Annotated in this window: 22 protein-coding genes and 1 pseudogene; 8 read left to right on the top strand and 15 right to left on the bottom strand. The window is 42.6% G+C overall.

The features are described from left to right. Nucleotides 1–15 precede the first annotated feature (15 nt). From motB to fliW, 10 genes and pseudogenes are all read right to left on the bottom strand, one after another. Complete coding sequence (gene motB / locus SJY16_RS01650; protein ID WP_377887325.1) at nt 16–816, bottom strand: flagellar motor protein MotB; 801 nt, start codon at nt 814–816, stop codon at nt 16–18. After that, entirely contained in the window at nt 809–1627 is an 819-nt protein-coding gene (motA, locus tag SJY16_RS01645) for a flagellar motor stator protein MotA (protein WP_377887324.1), read from the bottom strand. The genes motB and motA overlap by 8 nt, the downstream gene beginning before the upstream one ends. A gap of 21 nt (nt 1628–1648) precedes the next feature. Continuing rightward, nucleotides 1649–2017 (bottom strand): flagellar export chaperone FliS, encoded by a 369-nt coding sequence (fliS, locus tag SJY16_RS01640; protein WP_377887323.1) that lies wholly within the window; start codon nt 2015–2017, stop codon nt 1649–1651. 12 nt (nt 2018–2029) lie between these two features. Beyond that, nucleotides 2030–2410, bottom strand: a complete 381-nt coding sequence (fliT, locus tag SJY16_RS01635; RefSeq protein WP_377887322.1) for a flagellar protein FliT — start codon at nt 2408–2410, stop codon at nt 2030–2032. 1 nt (nt 2411) lies between these two features. Then, on the bottom strand, nt 2412–3884 hold the full coding sequence (fliD, locus tag SJY16_RS01630) for a flagellar filament capping protein FliD (RefSeq protein WP_377887321.1): 1473 nt from the start codon (nt 3882–3884) through the stop codon (nt 2412–2414). A 115-nt stretch (nt 3885–3999) separates the two neighbouring features. Then, entirely contained in the window at nt 4000–4347 is a 348-nt protein-coding gene (gene flaG, locus SJY16_RS01625; RefSeq protein WP_377887320.1) for a flagellar protein FlaG, read from the bottom strand. A 51-nt stretch (nt 4348–4398) separates the two neighbouring features. Next, nucleotides 4399–4575: a YjfB family protein gene (locus SJY16_RS01620; RefSeq protein WP_377887319.1), complete on the bottom strand. Its 177-nt coding sequence runs from the start codon at nt 4573–4575 to the stop codon at nt 4399–4401. Nucleotides 4576–4637: 62 nt separating this feature from the next. Next, nucleotides 4638–5817 (bottom strand): annotated as a pseudogene (locus SJY16_RS01615) (flagellin N-terminal helical domain-containing protein). A 153-nt stretch (nt 5818–5970) separates the two neighbouring features. Then, a complete protein-coding gene (gene csrA / locus SJY16_RS01610) occupies nt 5971–6198 on the bottom strand; it encodes a carbon storage regulator CsrA (protein ID WP_377887318.1) in 228 nt (75 codons plus the stop codon). 1 nt (nt 6199) lies between these two features. Next, complete coding sequence (gene fliW / locus SJY16_RS01605) at nt 6200–6643, bottom strand: flagellar assembly protein FliW (RefSeq protein WP_377887317.1); 444 nt, start codon at nt 6641–6643, stop codon at nt 6200–6202. A gap of 124 nt (nt 6644–6767) precedes the next feature. Between fliW and pxpB the strand changes: the two genes are divergently transcribed. Genes pxpB through SJY16_RS01590 form a run of 3 tightly spaced genes read left to right on the top strand, consistent with a single transcriptional unit; the run spans nt 6768 to nt 9177 of the window. Continuing rightward, the gene (gene pxpB, locus SJY16_RS01600) at nt 6768–7490 is read left to right on the top strand and encodes a 5-oxoprolinase subunit PxpB (RefSeq protein WP_377887316.1); all 723 of its coding nucleotides are present in this window, start codon (nt 6768–6770) and stop codon (nt 7488–7490) included. After that, nucleotides 7487–8254: a LamB/YcsF family protein gene (locus tag SJY16_RS01595; RefSeq protein ID WP_377887315.1), complete on the top strand. Its 768-nt coding sequence runs from the start codon at nt 7487–7489 to the stop codon at nt 8252–8254. Before pxpB ends, SJY16_RS01595 begins: the two co-directional genes overlap by 4 nt. After that, nucleotides 8251–9177, top strand: a complete 927-nt coding sequence (locus SJY16_RS01590) for a 5-oxoprolinase subunit C family protein (RefSeq protein ID WP_377887314.1) — start codon at nt 8251–8253, stop codon at nt 9175–9177. The genes SJY16_RS01595 and SJY16_RS01590 overlap by 4 nt, the downstream gene beginning before the upstream one ends. Here SJY16_RS01590 and SJY16_RS01585 read toward each other — a convergent pair. Next, nucleotides 9174–9446 carry a hypothetical protein gene (locus SJY16_RS01585; protein ID WP_377887313.1) on the bottom strand — a complete coding sequence of 91 codons (273 nt, stop codon included), beginning with the start codon at nt 9444–9446 and terminating at the stop codon, nt 9174–9176. The two genes, SJY16_RS01590 and SJY16_RS01585, sit on opposite strands and share 4 nt — an antisense overlap. Before the next feature lie 146 nt (nt 9447–9592). Here SJY16_RS01585 and SJY16_RS01580 point away from each other — a divergent pair, with 146 nt between their 5' ends. Then, on the top strand, nt 9593–10102 hold the full coding sequence (locus SJY16_RS01580; protein WP_377887312.1) for a GNAT family N-acetyltransferase: 510 nt from the start codon (nt 9593–9595) through the stop codon (nt 10100–10102). Nucleotides 10103–10132: 30 nt separating this feature from the next. Here SJY16_RS01580 and SJY16_RS01575 read toward each other — a convergent pair whose 3' ends face one another. Next, a complete protein-coding gene (locus SJY16_RS01575) occupies nt 10133–10423 on the bottom strand; it encodes a YwdI family protein (protein ID WP_377887311.1) in 291 nt (96 codons plus the stop codon). Nucleotides 10424–10522: 99 nt separating this feature from the next. On the opposite strand from SJY16_RS01575, the gene SJY16_RS01570 reads away from it, so the two are divergent. Further along, on the top strand, nt 10523–11071 hold the full coding sequence (locus SJY16_RS01570) for a beta-class carbonic anhydrase (RefSeq protein ID WP_377887310.1): 549 nt from the start codon (nt 10523–10525) through the stop codon (nt 11069–11071). 39 nt (nt 11072–11110) lie between these two features. On the opposite strand, the gene SJY16_RS01565 is transcribed toward SJY16_RS01570, so the two are convergent. Next, entirely contained in the window at nt 11111–11635 is a 525-nt protein-coding gene (locus tag SJY16_RS01565) for a type 1 glutamine amidotransferase domain-containing protein (RefSeq protein ID WP_377887309.1), read from the bottom strand. 235 nt (nt 11636–11870) lie between these two features. Between SJY16_RS01565 and SJY16_RS01560 the strand changes: the two genes are divergently transcribed. After that, a complete protein-coding gene (locus tag SJY16_RS01560; RefSeq protein WP_377887307.1) occupies nt 11871–12698 on the top strand; it encodes a TerC family protein in 828 nt (275 codons plus the stop codon). Nucleotides 12699–12730: 32 nt separating this feature from the next. On the opposite strand, the gene SJY16_RS01555 is transcribed toward SJY16_RS01560, so the two are convergent. Continuing rightward, nucleotides 12731–13108 (bottom strand): DUF1499 domain-containing protein, encoded by a 378-nt coding sequence (locus SJY16_RS01555; RefSeq protein WP_377887306.1) that lies wholly within the window; start codon nt 13106–13108, stop codon nt 12731–12733. A 166-nt stretch (nt 13109–13274) separates the two neighbouring features. On the opposite strand from SJY16_RS01555, the gene SJY16_RS01550 reads away from it, so the two are divergent. Both SJY16_RS01550 and SJY16_RS01545 read left to right on the top strand, forming a co-directional pair. Further along, nucleotides 13275–13622 (top strand): YflT domain-containing protein, encoded by a 348-nt coding sequence (locus SJY16_RS01550; protein WP_377887305.1) that lies wholly within the window; start codon nt 13275–13277, stop codon nt 13620–13622. A gap of 191 nt (nt 13623–13813) precedes the next feature. After that, a complete protein-coding gene (locus SJY16_RS01545) occupies nt 13814–14005 on the top strand; it encodes a hypothetical protein (RefSeq protein WP_377887304.1) in 192 nt (63 codons plus the stop codon). 64 nt (nt 14006–14069) lie between these two features. Here SJY16_RS01545 and fumC read toward each other — a convergent pair whose 3' ends face one another. Further along, nucleotides 14070–15455, bottom strand: coding sequence for a class II fumarate hydratase (gene fumC / locus SJY16_RS01540; protein ID WP_377887303.1), 1386 nt, complete (start codon nt 15453–15455; stop codon nt 14070–14072). Nucleotides 15456–15660: the final 205 nt, after the last annotated feature.

Genomic DNA, 15660 nt, shown 5'->3' with positions numbered 1-15660 from the left:
TATTCACCTCTAACGTTAATTTTCAACATCATAAGGCAGGATCAACACTTCAACTCGTCTATTTTTCGTTCTGCCTTTTTCACTATCATTCGAGGCGACCGGACGATACTCTCCATAACCTGTAAAACTGAAAAGCTTTGGATCTAGCTTACTATTCTTTAAAAGCTCCGTCATGAAGTTCAGCGCTCGATCTGAGCTAAGATGCCAGTTTGACGGATACTGAGAAGTCTTTATCGGTTTGTTATCAGTATGTCCTGTCACAGTAATGTTTCTTGCAGGATCCGTTACTAGGAAACGGGAAATTTCACTAGCAATCCCCTTCGCATCACTCGTTAAGTAAGCTTGTCCGCTATTAAACAGAGCAGCCTCTTTGATCGTGATCAATAACCCTTCCTCTGTTAAGTCCGTTTTCAAATACGAATCGAGACTTTGCTTTGAAATGTATTGATCGATCCGTTCTTTTAACTCTTGTAGATTATTTAAATCTTCCTCTAGTTCTTCTTCATCTTTCTCAGTTTCATCCACATCAAGATTCTCTGAATCCTCTTCACTGTTTTTGTCTAGTTCTTCCGTTAACCCAACGAACGAGTCATCCTCAGGCTTCATCACCGATGGCTCACTTTCTAGCACACCTGTACCACCATTCAACACTTCTTCAAACGACCTTGAAATCGCTTCGTATTTCTTTGCATCTACCGTGCTTGCTGCAAATAAAACAATGAAAAGGGCAAGAAGTAGCGTTAGCATATCTGCATAAGGAATTAGCCAGCTTTCATCGACGTGTTCTTCATGCTCTTCATGCCTTTTCCTACGCATCGGCACCTACTCCCTCTCCGACTTTGACGTCACCTGATTTCTTAGTCTTATCAAGATTTCGCTCTTTCTCAGGAAGATAGACAAGTAGTTTATCTTCGACCATCGTAGGTGTTGCCCCAGATTGTACGGCTAGTAACCCTTCAAGCATAATCATCTTAATTTGCGCTTCAGCGTTAGACTTCCTTTTCAGCTTATTAGCGAATGGATGCCAAAGAACGTATCCGGTGAAAATCCCAAACAGCGTTGCAATGAATGCTGCTGCGATAGATTTTCCTAATAGCTCCATATCACCAAGGTGACTGAGTGCCGCTACAAGTCCTACTACTGCACCAAGAACCCCTAACGTAGGTGCGTATGTTCCTGCTTGTGTGAAAATCCCCGCTCCCGCACGATGCCGTTCCTTCATCGCTTCGATATCTTCTACTAGTATCTCTTCAATAATTTCCCGGGAATGTCCATCGATGACCATCTGAAAGCCTCTTTTCAGGAAATCATCTTCTAGGTTTTCAAGGTTATCTTCTAGTGACAGCAAACCATCCCGACGAGCAATCGTCGCCCATTCGCGAAACATCGGAATAATTTCTTTTGCAGAAACTAATTTTTGGTTTGTGAAAATAATCTTTAATAAAACCGGAAATTTCTTAATTTCATAAAACGGAAAACCGATCAACAGTGCTGCGGCTGTCCCGACAAATATAATAACGAGGGCAGCTGGATTAAGTAGAGCAGCTGGATTGGCTCCCTTCAAAATCAATCCGCCCACGAGGACGAAAAAGCCGAGCAATAATCCGAACAGTGATGTTTTTTCCAAAGCTTTCACCCTCAATACCGCTTATTTCTGTTCCATAGCTTCTTTCCAAGTATTTCGAAACTCTTCTGCTAGCTCTTCTACTTCTTGGAGTGTCTCTATATTGTTATTGATATTCGCAGATACAAGCTGACCAATCATGAACTCGTAAAGTGAATCCATCGATTTCGCAAGCTCCATATCCATATTTAGCGTTGCGCGTAGCTCTTCTAGAATGTTTTGTGCTTTCATAATATTGGTGTGCTTACCTTCAACATTGTTTTTTTTCATAGCAATTGCTGCCATCCGAATAAATTTAAGACATCCGTTATACAGCATTAGCGTAAGTTCTTGTGGAGATGAAGTAGCGACCGAATTTTGTTGATACGTTTGATAAGGATTTTGCATAGCCATCGAACGTTCCCCCTATTTCCTCTTATCGAAAAATGCGCCGTCTGTGTAAGCTTGTCCAGCATTATATTTAGATGCCGCTGTCTTTCCTTGCTGCAAACGTCTCATCTGCTCAGAAAACGCAGCATACAGATCAGAAAGCCTGGGTTGGATCGTTTCTTCAAGCTTATTCAACTGCTGAAGCATGATCCGCTCTTCTTGTGACCAGTCGTTTCCTTCTTTTTTCATCGCCTTATCTAAAAGTTGAATCGTCTCTTCACGACGGGTAATCATATTGTTGATCCCTTCAAGATCTTCTGGACCGTTCTCATCCATCGAAGGCTTTAGCCCATCGAGTGATTTTACGATTTGATTTGTCACGACGTGCATTTGATTCAAGGCATCAATTCTTTTCATTTTACATCCCACCAAGTAAGTTTTGTTGTACCCACATGCTTTGTTGATTCATTCGATCCATCGCTGTTTCAAGGGCGGAAAACTGCTTCCAATAGCGATCTTCGATGGAGCCGAGCTTATCTTCCCAGCGATCCATCTGTTCGTTGATGCTATCCAACCGCTTCGATAAAAAGCTCGTGTCGACCAACACGCCAGGCGTACCCGCTTTTTTCCCAAGACGATCGATTCCTTCATTCACCTGCTTGTAGATGCGGTCTCCAATTCCTGCGTCGCCTTTCGTAAATAGGTTCATCACTTCATCGGGCTTTTGCGCGATAGCACTTTTCAGTTTCGCTTCATCGATGAAAAGCTTACCTCCATCACGATAAGAACCTGTATTGATGCCAATTTCTGAAAGCATGGATAGCTCCCCACCGGCAGTACCGCTAACAGGATTCATCCAAGCACTTCGAAGATCGCTCGCAATGCCTCTCACCGTTGCATCGCTTTGTAGCAAACCACTCTTTGCTTTCTCTTCCCAGAGTTCGATTTCTTTATCAGAAAGATCTTCCCGCTGCGCATCCGTTAAAGGTGGAAAATCTCTGTGCCGCTTTTCAGTGAGTACCCCCTGCGTTTTCTCAATGAACTCGTTATATTTCTCTACAAAGGACTTAATACTTTCGAAGGGTGCTTCAGGGTTACTTTGAATCGAAACCGTCGACGTTCCCTTCTCAACAAGATTAAGCTTGATATGATTGATTGTTGTTTCGTTCTTTTTTAGATCATTTACCGTGATGCCATCAAATGTGACCGAACCGTATGCTCCATTCGCAGTAGTCGCTCCTCCAAAGAGTCGGTTTTCTACAGTGCCATCACTAAAATTCGAGAGAGTGATCGATTCATCTCCACCCATCGCTTTCGTCGAGAGGAAGAATCGAGAAGTCGTATCGTCGAAATTCGCTCTCATGCCAAGCGTTTCACCAGTCGTATCGTCTTTTGCCTCAGCAATCTTTGTTGCTAGACTCTTAAATGTGTCGGCAGCTGTTATCGTAATGGTTGCTTCCTGCCCTTTTCCGTTCGTAAGGTTAAAGGTGGTGTCGGCATCACCTGCCTGCAGGACTTTATCAGTCCCTTTTGCAGCAGCGCCAGCTTCATTCTTGATCCCTTGCGCTGATGTTAACTTCGCACTCTCAGCAAGGCTGTTCACGACTACAGCATAAGAACCAGGTGCTGCACTAGACGTAGCTTCTGCCGTAACGGCACTCGCGTTCGATGAACCTGCTTTATATGCGTTAAAAGTGGACTGAAGTCGCAATTTTGATGCCGCACTTCTCATATCCGACATCATCGTGTTCAATTCACGATACGAATCCTTCTGCCATTCCACAGTTTGTTTTTGTTGTGATAATTTATCGAGCGGTATCCGTTCCGCTCTCATCAGATCCTTCACCATCTGATCGATATCCATTCCCGATGCCATCCCGGAAATTCTCATGAACATCTCCTCCGTTCATCACTCATACACATACTATCGGCAAAGATACACCGTTTTTTTAGATGTAAATAGTACTATAAAAAAAGAACCCTCATTGTAGAAGGTTCTCAAGACTCTATACTTTTTGATCCACCATAAAACCAAGGAGTTCAGCGGTCGCTGCATACCGATCGAGAAAATCCTTCGAAGGAATCTCTCTGATGACTTCCTCACTGGTACTATCAACAATTTGTACATAATACTCGTTCAACTTATCATGCAGTTGGAATTTAAGGTTCGTTTTCACTGGCATGATAAAATCATTCAGCTGATCGATCTGTTGAACAACCTGTTCCTTTGTGTGAACCTTCTCTTTCGGTTCTTTCTTCTCTTCTTTTAGTTCCTTTATTTCTTTACCTTCAACGGGCTGTTGAACTTGTTTCCCTATACCAGGTAGTTGATTTGAAATTGTCTTTATTTCCATGGTCCGATCCCCTTCAATAAGAGTTACATTAAACCCGACCTCTAATGAGATTTATTTCTTCACATCGATTGAACCACCAAGATGAGGCTGCGCGGCTTGCTCCATCATCTTCACAAGCCCATTCGAATTTTCCTGTGCTTGATTCATAGCGGTTTTTGTAAGCGAGACACTAACCTGCTGCTGGACCTTTGCTTGATTTAATACCATCGAAAGCGCAGCAATATCCATATCAAACCACCCCCTTCAAAGAAAAAGGCCTTAGATGAAATCTAAGGCCTAGTTAAAAGAAATTAACGAAGAAGTTGAAGTACTTGCTGTGGGTTCTGGTTAGCTTGCGCAAGCATAGCTTGAGCAGCTTGAAGATTTGATGTTTTCCTTCGTCATGTTCATCATTTCTTTCGCCATGTCTACGTCGCGGATACGTGATTCAGCGGCAGAAAGGTTTTCCGAAGAAGTACTTAGGTTGTTGATAGTGTGCTCTAGTCTTGTTTGACTAGCACCTAATTTTGAACGCTCTTCAGATACTTTCTTTATCGCTGAATCAATATTATCGATTGTATTCTGTGCATTAGCAGATGTCGTTACATCAATACGAGCATTAGAAAGGTCCAAGGCAGATGCAGATGTTCCCATATTGTTAATTGAGAAATCAAGAGATTCACCGCTATTCGCACCAATTAGAATGCTTACATCACTTGTAGTAGAAGTATCAACTTGAAACTCATTATTTGCTGATAGAGCAGCAGCAGTATCGAAAGTAGAATCTAAAGTAACTTTTACGCCAATGGAACTGAAATCAAAATCTTTTTCTTGGCCGGCTGCAGCACTTAAATCAGCTCCTGTAAACGTCTGTGTTTCAACTGGCGTTCCAGCAGCACCTGATAGCTTGGATAAAGTTAATGAAGTTAATTCCCCTGAACCACCTACTGTAGTCTCTACTTCATAATAAGCGCCATCAGCACCTGTAGTATCAATTTTAATCCCTTTAGAATTGTCGAATGAAGTGGTACTTGCTGATAAGTTTGTTCCAACATTAGCAAATTCTGACTTCATATCGCCATTAATTAGCTTATTACCGTTAAACTGAGTAGTATCAGCGATTCTGTCAATCTCTTTTTGTAGCTGTTGCAATTCGTCTTTGATCGCGCCTCTATCCTGATCTTGTAATGTTGATGATGCTCCTTGAACACCTAGTTCACGCATACGTTGCAAAATAGAGTGTGTTTCTGACAATGCTCCTTCAGCAGTCTGAATTAGTGAGATGCCATCTTGAGCATTTCTGCTAGCTTGATCCAACCCACGGATTTGGCCACGCATTTTTTCGGAAATTGAAAGACCGGCTGCATCATCCGAAGCTCGGTTAATACGAAGCCCAGAAGAAAGCTTTTCCATTGATCCGCTCGCCGCATTTTGGTTCACGTTCATCTGACGGTACGTGTTCATCGCTTGGATATTGTGGTTAATTCTCATTCTAAATTACCTCCGTGTAATGTGTTTTCTAGAAAGCCCACATCCGTTTGGACTTCCTGATATTTTCATTATCGGCTGGAAAATTCAGTTGTTTATAGTTTTTAGAAAAATAAATTAAAAAGAACCGCTATGTGCTTTATAGCGGTTCTTTGCCTATCGATTAAATTGGAAACCTTTTAACTCCTCGAGATTGATCTCTTGTGAGGATGCCAGCTTATTCTCTTCCTGAATCTCCACGTACACTTCTTTTCTATGGATGCTGATGTTTTTTGGAGCTTCTACCCCGAGCTTCACGGTATCCCCTTCAATGCTGATGACCTTTAGCTCGATTTCATCGTTGATGATGATCGACTGGTCTTTTTTACGTCCGAGTACAAGCATGTTACCTGCCTCCCTCTTCCGCAGCCACTAACGGAGCTTTTATTTGAAAATCCCTACTCAACACGATTTGCTTCCCTTTTCCACGAGTTGGATTCAAGATAATCGGTGCTTTTAAATTTATCGTTGCTTCTTGTAGCGACCCCTGCACCGTTAGGACGGAAAGTACCATCGCGTGTGCTGACTCTTCAATCGATAACTCTTGCAATAGATCTTCATCTAACTGAATTTCATAGTCAGGATAGAAACTGAATGAGTCAGCAAGAATGAAACATAAACTGCTTTCCTCAGTTGATTGCAAAAAGAAAAACGGCGACTCATTCTCTTCATCAGCGGGTAATAGACAATATGTCGTGTATTGTTCAAGTCCGGGGATTCCGTTCGTAAATGTGATGAGGCTGTCTTCATTCACGTCTAGTTCTCCGAAGCGGGTTGTGAGGATTTTCATAGAAAAAGCTCCTTTATCTGTAAAAGTCTATCCTCATTATAAGTCTTTTGTCGTCTTTTAACAGGTTGAATTTGTTGAAAATTTTAAAATTCGATACACTTATTCATGAAAGGAGTAGACCGCTATGAACATCACTTTCCACCCGCTAGGAGAAGCAGCAGTAAAGCTTTCGTACAGTGAAGAAGTGTCCCCCTCTCTTACTAGTCGCATTCAAGCTTTTTGTCGTGAGCTCGCATCCCTAAACATAGACGGAATTTCAGAATGGGTACCCGCTTACGACTCCATTACTATTTACTACGAACCTTGGGTGCTCACTTATGCTGAAATCACTGAAATACTAGAAAATATCACGGCAGTTGCGACAGAGGAATCACAAAGGAAAGTAATCGTGACGATCCCAACGCTTTATGGTGGAGAATACGGGCCTGACCTTGAAGAACTTGCAAATCAAAAAGGAATGCAACGTGACGACATCATACACATACATACAAACGAAGATTATCTAGTAAACATGATTGGCTTTTTACCTGGATTTCCATATCTCAGCGGACTAGATGAGCGAATCGCGGCATCTCGTCTCGATACTCCAAGGCAAAAGGTTCCTGCTGGGTCGGTTGGAATCGCTGAAGCACAGACAGGCGTTTATCCAATCGAATCTCCTGGTGGTTGGAACATTATCGGACGCACACCACTTCGGCTGTTTCAGCCCAAAAGAGACGTTCCATTTTTACTAAATCAAGGAGATTATCTTCGGTTTCAACCCGTTACAGAGAAAGAGTTTGAACATATTTTAAAAGAAGTCGAAAAAGGTTCTTATGAGGTACAACGTGAGGAGGTATCGAGGTGACAACGTTAATCGATCTTAACTGTGATCTTGGTGAAAGTTTTGGTGCGTATTCGATCGGGGAGGATGAAAAAGTTCTTGAACTTGTATCATCAGCAAACGTAGCATGTGGATTTCATGCGGGTGATCCACGCATCATGAACCGAACGGTCAAATGGGCGAAGGAGCATCACGTTGGGATCGGTGCTCATCCTGGTTTCCCCGACTTAACCGGATTTGGCAGAAGAAAAATGATTATCTCACCTGAAGAAGCTTATACGCTTGTGCTTTATCAGATCGGTGCGCTGCACGCGTTCTGCAGTGCTCACGAAGTAGAGCTCCAGCACGTTAAGCCTCATGGGGCGCTTTACAACATGGCATCAAAGGACGCAGAACTTGCAAACGCAATCGCGCAAGCTGTGAAGGACTTTGATTCAAATCTAATTTTGTTCGGCCTTGCAAATTCTGAATTGATTCAAGCAGCAAAACTCGCTGGCATACGGTATGCTTCTGAGGTTTTCGCAGATCGAACGTATCAACCTGATGGAACCCTCACGCCACGTACAGAAAAACATGCGATAATAACAGATGAGATAGCGGCAATCGATCAAGTGATATCAATGATTAAACACGGCACGGTTATAGCAGTAGATGGATCAGAAATCACGATCGAAGCAGATACAGTATGTGTGCATGGTGATGAACCGTCCGCGCTCGCTTTTATCCAATCACTAAGAAAGAGATTTAGAGCAGAAAATATCACGCTGGAAAGGATCGGAAACCGTTGAAGTTATTTTCAGTAGTAAAACCGGGTGTATATACAACATATCAAGATCTTGGTAGAACAGGCTATTTAAAATACGGTGTGCCGGCTTCAGGTGCACTCGACCGCTTCGCACTTCAGGTTGGAAACATTCTTGTTGGCAATCGACGTAACACTGCAGGAATCGAAATCACGATGCAGGGACCAGAATTGGTTGCAGAAATCGACTCTGTCATTGCAATTACAGGGGCAGATTTATCACCGATGATCAACGGCGAACGTATTCCAACGTGGAAATCTCTCACTATAAAAAAAGGACAGATACTTGAGTTTGGTCGACCCAAAGTTGGAGTACGTGCTTACTTAACCGTGAATGGAGGATTTGAAGCAGAGGAATACATGGGAAGTAAATCCGTATATGAACCTGCAGGTCTTGGGCGTAAGTTGGAGGCCGGAGATGAGCTAGTAGGACACCCTCAACATCAAAAAACAGGAATCGGGCTCTTCCATACCGAGATTCCTGCATATGGGCGCGAAGTTGAAGTTCGCGTTGTAAAAGGGCCGCACCATGAGAAGCTGAGTCCTGAAGTTTTGAATCAATTTTTCAAGACAAATCACGAGGTATCTCCTCAATCGAATCGAATGGGATATCGCTTAGTGAGCAACGGTATCAAAACAAATCATGAAGGCGATATTATATCTGACGCCGTGCCCCTTGGTGGCATTCAGCTTCCAGCTAATGGGGAGCCAATTATACTTCTTGCTGACCGTCAAACAACGGGTGGTTACATCCGTATCGGCACAGTCATTGGTCCAGACCTTCCATTGATTGCTCAGGTGCCTCCTGGTGGTACGATTCGTTTCAAAGAAGTCAGTGTCGAAGAGGCTCAAGAAATCGCCATCGAGAAAGAACGAATGTTCAGGATATGGGAAAGAATTTCACTCTAATGCAGTCCAAGGTAGCTGTGAAGTTCATCAATTACAAGCTCACCTTGGTCTAGCTCAGTCATTTGGAGACGATAGTGATCGCCTTCAACCTCCGCCTGGAAATTGTAGAAGCCTTTGTTATTTAAATAGTCGCTTACATCTTGAATGTTTTCTTTCTGAGAGAACAAAATTTTATTGCCGATATAATTATCATTCACATACACATTGTAGCTGTCGTGTTCATTTTTTATAGGATCAGCTTCTGCTGAATAAGGATATAGATCCGGCATTCTGTCTCCCTCCTTTCTTTGGGATTACTATCAATTTGTCCCCTCACACTTTTTTTATGTTGGAAATCTTTCACTAAATAGACTGAAGGGTCGTTAATGTAGGAGGCACTTACTCTAGAAACAAAGCTACAAAAGGAGGAGAGAACATGATCGAAATTCGTGAAGAGTTAACGAATGATGTCGAGGAAATTGATGACATCGTAAGAAATGCATTTGATGGGGAAGCTGAAGTTTCCTTAATCCATCGCATAAGAAAATCACCTTATTACATCCCCGAACTAACTTTCGTTGCTTTACATAATCGAATCACACCAGTAGGGCACATTATGTTTAGTGAAATAAAGATCGAGACGGAGCATGAGAGCTTCACGTCGCTTGCCCTTGCACCAGTTTCCGTTGTCCCTGAGTTTCAGAAGGAAGGAATCGGTAGCTTGATGATTAGAGAAGGACTAAATCGTGCTACGTCACTAGGCTACCGCCATGCCGTAGTCCTTGGCGATAGCTGTTACTATTCGAAGTTTGGGTTTGTGCCCGCTTCTGAAAAGAACATTACAGGTCCGTTCGAGGATGCAGGAAATTCGTTCATGGTGAAAGAATTAAAGAATGATGCGCTAAAGAAGGGGCACGTCCGGTATCCAACTTCATTCGGCATATAAAAAAACGCATGTCCCATGGGACATACGCCTTTAGAAATCAAAGATCGAGTCTTCATTCGCGTCATCATCGTCCATCGGTTTTGATGGAGATGAAACCGGAGTTGGCTGAACCGGAGCTGAGTAGGATGGCTGCTGCTTAAGCTTTGGAGTTGACTTCACACCATCTGAAGCCTGCAGCAACATATCGCAGTAGGTTTTGATCGCGATAAGATCTTCTCGAATGCCATTGACATCGGCATCATTTTCTTCAACATTATAAGTAAGCTGCTTCATTTTGCTATTCATCTGTTGAACAAGTTGTTCAATAGGGATATCCTTCATTTATGCATACTCCTTTTTCGTTAAGAAGGGATTCGTGCTTTTAGTGTACCAGAACAAATGAGAAATGAAAAAATTATCAATGTAGGAGGAGTTTATTAAATGGAAACGCTAAGTGATATTCTAGAGTTTAATGAGAAATTTGTTGAGAACAAGGATTATGAACCGTACATAACATCAGGTCTTCCTGAAAAAAGAATGGTCATTCTTTCTTGTATGGATACTCGTTTGGTCGAGTTGCTCCCACGTGCGATGAATCTTAAAAATGGCGATGTGAAAATCGTAAAGAATGCTGGCGCAGTCGTAAGCCATCCGTTTGGTAGCATCATGCGCTCGATTCTTGTAGGTGTCTATGAACTACAGGCAGATGAAGTTCTCGTCATCGGGCACCATGACTGCGGTATGGGGAAAGTTGATCCGAAGAAACTCCTTGATAAAATGGAAAATAGCGTATCGAAGGAAGTTGTCTCTACTCTCCAACATGCTGGAATGGATTTGGAAAAATGGCTCCAAGGGTTTACCACTGTGCATGATGGGGTGCGCAATAGTGTCGATATGATTAAGAACCACCCTCTTCTTCCAAAAGATACGCCTGTTCACGGGTTAGTCATCGATCCTGAAACTGGAAAGCTAGAGCTTGTAGAAAAATAAACAATAAGAAGAAGCTCACTCGATGGAGTGAGCTTCTTCTTATTGTGATGCTAGAAGATCTGCGAATGCTTTCCCATAAGGCGGAAGATCTGGTGGACGTCTTGCTGATACAAGATGGCCATCTACCACGACTGGCTCATCGATCCATGTTGCGCCTGCATTCTCCATGTCGTCACGAATACCAGGTGTGCTCGTTACTTTTTTCCCTTCAAGAATACGTGCAGAGATCAACACCCAACCTGCGTGACAAATCTGCCCTATTGGTTTTTTGTTTTCTTCCATATGCTTCACCATATTTATTACTTCAGGGAAACGACGAATCTTATCAGGTGCCCAGCCACCCGGCACGAGAATTGCATCGTAGTCTGCAGGGTCAATGTCACCGTATGCATAATCGGAAACGACAGGAACACCATACTTTCCGACGTACTTCTCTCCGGCTTTTTCACCTACATAATGAACGGTTGCACCTTCTTCGATCAAGCGGTAGTAAGGATACGTTAACTCAAGGTCCTCAAATTCATGATGAACGAGACTAATTACTTTTTTATTCGATAAACGCATGCTTTCACCTCCACCTTTTACGATAACCCATTTTGCGTTTATTTCAAAACGTCGGGTTTCTTGAATATAAATGAGGGTATAAAAAACATAATGTAACCATTCCCTCAATGTGTACGTATTACCATACTTCGTACATACCTTTAGAAATATGATTTTACAGATATGATCTACTCTAATAGCCATAGTAAGGTCTTTAGAATTGGGGACACTAAATAGCATTAAAGGAGAGATAGTCATGGATGCTGGTCTACTACTAGAATACGCATGGGTGCTTCTTGTCCTGATCGGACTTGAAGGCATACTTGCTGCAGATAACGCGCTTGTTATGGCCATTATGGTCAAGCATCTTGAACCAAAAAGACGTAAAAAAGCGCTATTTTATGGCCTTGGTGGAGCATTTGTTTTCCGCTTTGGTTCACTCTTCATCATTTCCTTCTTAGTCGATATCTGGCAGGTGCAGGCAATCGGTGCACTCTACCTGCTATTCTTAAGCATCAACCACATTGTGAAAAAATTCTTTTTGAGCGATGATAAGAAAAAATCAAAAAAAGATAAGAAGCCAAACAGCGAAGGTTCAGGTTTCTGGACAACCGTGTTGAAAGTTGAGTTAGCTGATATTGCGTTTGCAGTCGATTCCATTCTCGCTGCAGTGGCGCTCGCACTCACATTACCCACCACCAATTTCCCAAAAGTGGGTGGATTAGATGGTGCGCAATTCGCGGTTATCCTTACCGGTGGAATTATCGGTTTGATTATCATGCGATTTGCAGCGAACTATTTCGTAAAACTTCTTCACCGTAAACCTGGACTTGAAACGGCTGCATTTATCATCGTTGGTTGGGTCGGTGTAAAGCTAGCCGTGTATACCCTTGCTCACCCTAGCCTAGGTATTCTTGAAGAATCGTTTCCAAAAGAACCGGTCTGGAAAATAACATTCTGGGGCGTCCTTGTTGCGATTGCTCTTGGAGGGTGGTTTCTATCCTCAGAACGAGACGAAAATGAACGCGAGGATGAAAACGAAGATACGCTAGAAGAAGAAAGTGACGAAGCGAACGAATATTAACGAGAAAACAGGTGCCAACCGGCACCTGTTTCTTAGTTTACGAACGCATTTCGGATTTCTTCCATCCTTTTCTTATTCACACCAAAATCTGAGTAGCCAGTACGTGAAGCAGAACGAAAGTGGACCGTTTTTGATGCTTCCTCCAGATAGAATTCGATATCGTCTACAAACTTAAAAAGCTTAGAAGTTTCTTCAGCTCTTATGTAGTTCTCATCTTCCTTCACAATCTTGGTACGTTTTCTATCTAATAAAATTTCTTTTAGCTTTGCGAGCGCCTCTCCTTCAGTACCGCTATATGAAAAAGGCTCCATTTTACTTTTCTCATCTATACTTTGTGTCGACACACAGTTTGGCTTATTTGGACAAGGAGCTAATTTTCCATCTGTTACACCTAATTGTTCGTTACTCATCGCATTTGCCTCCTTCTTTTATCTACTCTTTGTTATACCCTTTTCTATCGAATTATGCACATCTTCCATCCACGGAAGAAGCACAACCACGCACAATCTTACGTTTATCCTTCCCTTGCAGCGTCAATATTACCTATAAAATCAGTTATTGAAGGAGGCATTATTGATGAGTAGACCCTTAGTCCGAGAATATCAGAACGATGAAAAACTAAAGACTGACATTGAAGAACTTAGTAACATCGGTGTATCCAAGGACGATATTTATGTCCTCTCTCACGACGATGATCGCACAGAACGCGTTGCAAACGGCGTAAATGCCAACACGATCGATCGAAAAGAAATGGGCTTAACCAGCCTAAAGAACGTCTTTAGGAGAAAAGGTGACGAACTACGTACGAAAATGAAAGAAATCGGCTTTTCCAAAGAAGAAGCAGAGCGTTATGAATCTGAAATGGACAAAGGAAAAATCTTCATGTTTGTAACAGATACAGATAAAGTAGCACAATGGAAATAAATGAGTGAAGGGGTCAGGCTGGTGCCTGACCCCTTTTTACTTTTGCGGTTCCAGGTACGTTCCTGGAACCTACCTGACCCCCTCCACATAATATTTCTTTAAGAAATAGGACAGATACGGTCTGCCAACTCCTGTCTCTGCATATATTTGTAGGGCAATAAAAAATTCTTCTTTCAAAGGGAGTGCTGATTATGTTGGATCGTACATTGCTTTTTGTAGCGGCTATGATTGCTGGTTTTGCAATGCTTCGTTTATCTGAGGCTGACTCTTTTCTATCGAGTCTTAATCCGGTATTCGAAGTTGTTGGATACTTAGCGGCGCTGCTATTTGCACTTGTGTTGATCTACAAAGGCATCAGGGCTGTTCTTCCGTCAAAACCGTAAGCGCTTTCCTGGTTTTGAAAGTAAGAAAAAAAGCGGGATCATAGGCGATCCCGCTTTTTCGTGCTTATTTAGGTGAAATCATTTCTTCTGGGCGTACAATATCATCGAACTGCTCAGCTGTGAGATGACCGCTTTCAAGAGCTGCTTCTCGAAGTGTTGTCCCATCCTGGTGAGCCTTCTTCGCAATAGCCGCCGCATTCTCATACCCAATATGAGGATTAAGTGCTGTCACAAGCATTAGTGAGTTCTTAAGGTACTCACCGATTACTTCCTCATTCGGTTCAATTCCTACTGCGCATTTATCATTGAATGACTTCATGCCGTCTGCAAGCAAGCTTGCAGATTGAAGGAAGTTATAAATGATTACCGGTTTGAAAACGTTAAGCTCAAAGTTACCCTGACTTGCTGAGAAGCCGATTGTCGCGTCGTTACCCATAACTTGAGCCGAAACCATCGTAAGTGCTTCACTTTGAGTAGGGTTTACTTTTCCAGGCATGATGGAGCTTCCTGGTTCATTTGCTGGGATTGTCACTTCGCCGATACCACAGCGTGGACCACTCGCTAGCCAGCGTACATCATTTGCGATCTTCATCAGATCTGCTGCAAGAGCTTTAAGCGTACCGTGTACGTGCACAATTTCATCATGACTTGTAAGCGCATGGAACTTGTTAAGAGCTGAGCTGAACGTGCGATTCGTCATTTTGCTGATTTCTTCAGCCACCATATCGCCAAATTCAGGGTGAGCATTCAGTCCAGTTCCTACTGCAGTCCCACCGATCGCAAGCTCCTTCATGTACTTCACGCTTTCAAGAAGCATGTTTTCACACTTCACAAGCATACGGTGCCAACCGCTGATTTCCTGTCCAAGCGTAAGGGGCGTTGCATCTTGTAGGTGTGTACGACCAATTTTAATAATATGGTCAAAGTCCTGCATCTTCTTATAAAGCGTTTCTTTTAATTCGATCAAGTTAGGATAAAGATGATCTTCTACTGCCAAAACAGCTGCTACATGAAGAGCTGTTGGGAATGTATCGTTAGATGATTGTGATTTATTCACATCATCGTTCGGGTGAACCGTCGCGTCACTACCTTGTTCTTTCAATATTTCATTCGCACGGAATGCGATGACTTCATTCATGTTCATATTCGATTGTGTGCCGCTTCCTGTTTGCCAAACAACTAGCGGGAAGTGCTCGTTATGTTCTTCGTTGATCACTTCGTTAGCAGCTTGTACGATCGCTTCGGCTTTCTCGTCCTCAAGTTTTCCGAGACGTTGGTTCGCAAGAGCAGCACCCTTTTTTAGAATCGCGAATGCTTTTACAACTTCAGACGGCATCTTTTCGTTACCGATTTTGAAGTTCTCTTTGCTTCGCTGTGTCTGAGCACCCCACATTTTGTCGCTAGGTACTTTTATTTCTCCGATTGAGTCGCGTTCAATTCTATAGTCCATTGTGATCCTCCTTTAAGTAAAAAACTAACAAGTTTCACTTCCATAAAAAGAAGGCTAATCCTTCTCTCTTTTTCATGACGACGCTTTCATCATATCATATTTTTACGAAGGTATCGTTACAATTTACATACAAAAAAGATGTCGAGAAAGTCTTAAGAACCTTGGTGCTGATGGATTTGCGCTCCTGGATACTCGCTTTCCACGC

The sequence above is a fragment of the Alkalihalobacillus sp. R86527 genome (assembly GCF_042466185.1).
In the GTDB taxonomy this organism is placed as follows: domain Bacteria; phylum Bacillota; class Bacilli; order Bacillales; family Guptibacillaceae; genus Guptibacillus.
This window is presented reverse-complemented; position numbering and strand designations above follow the sequence as displayed.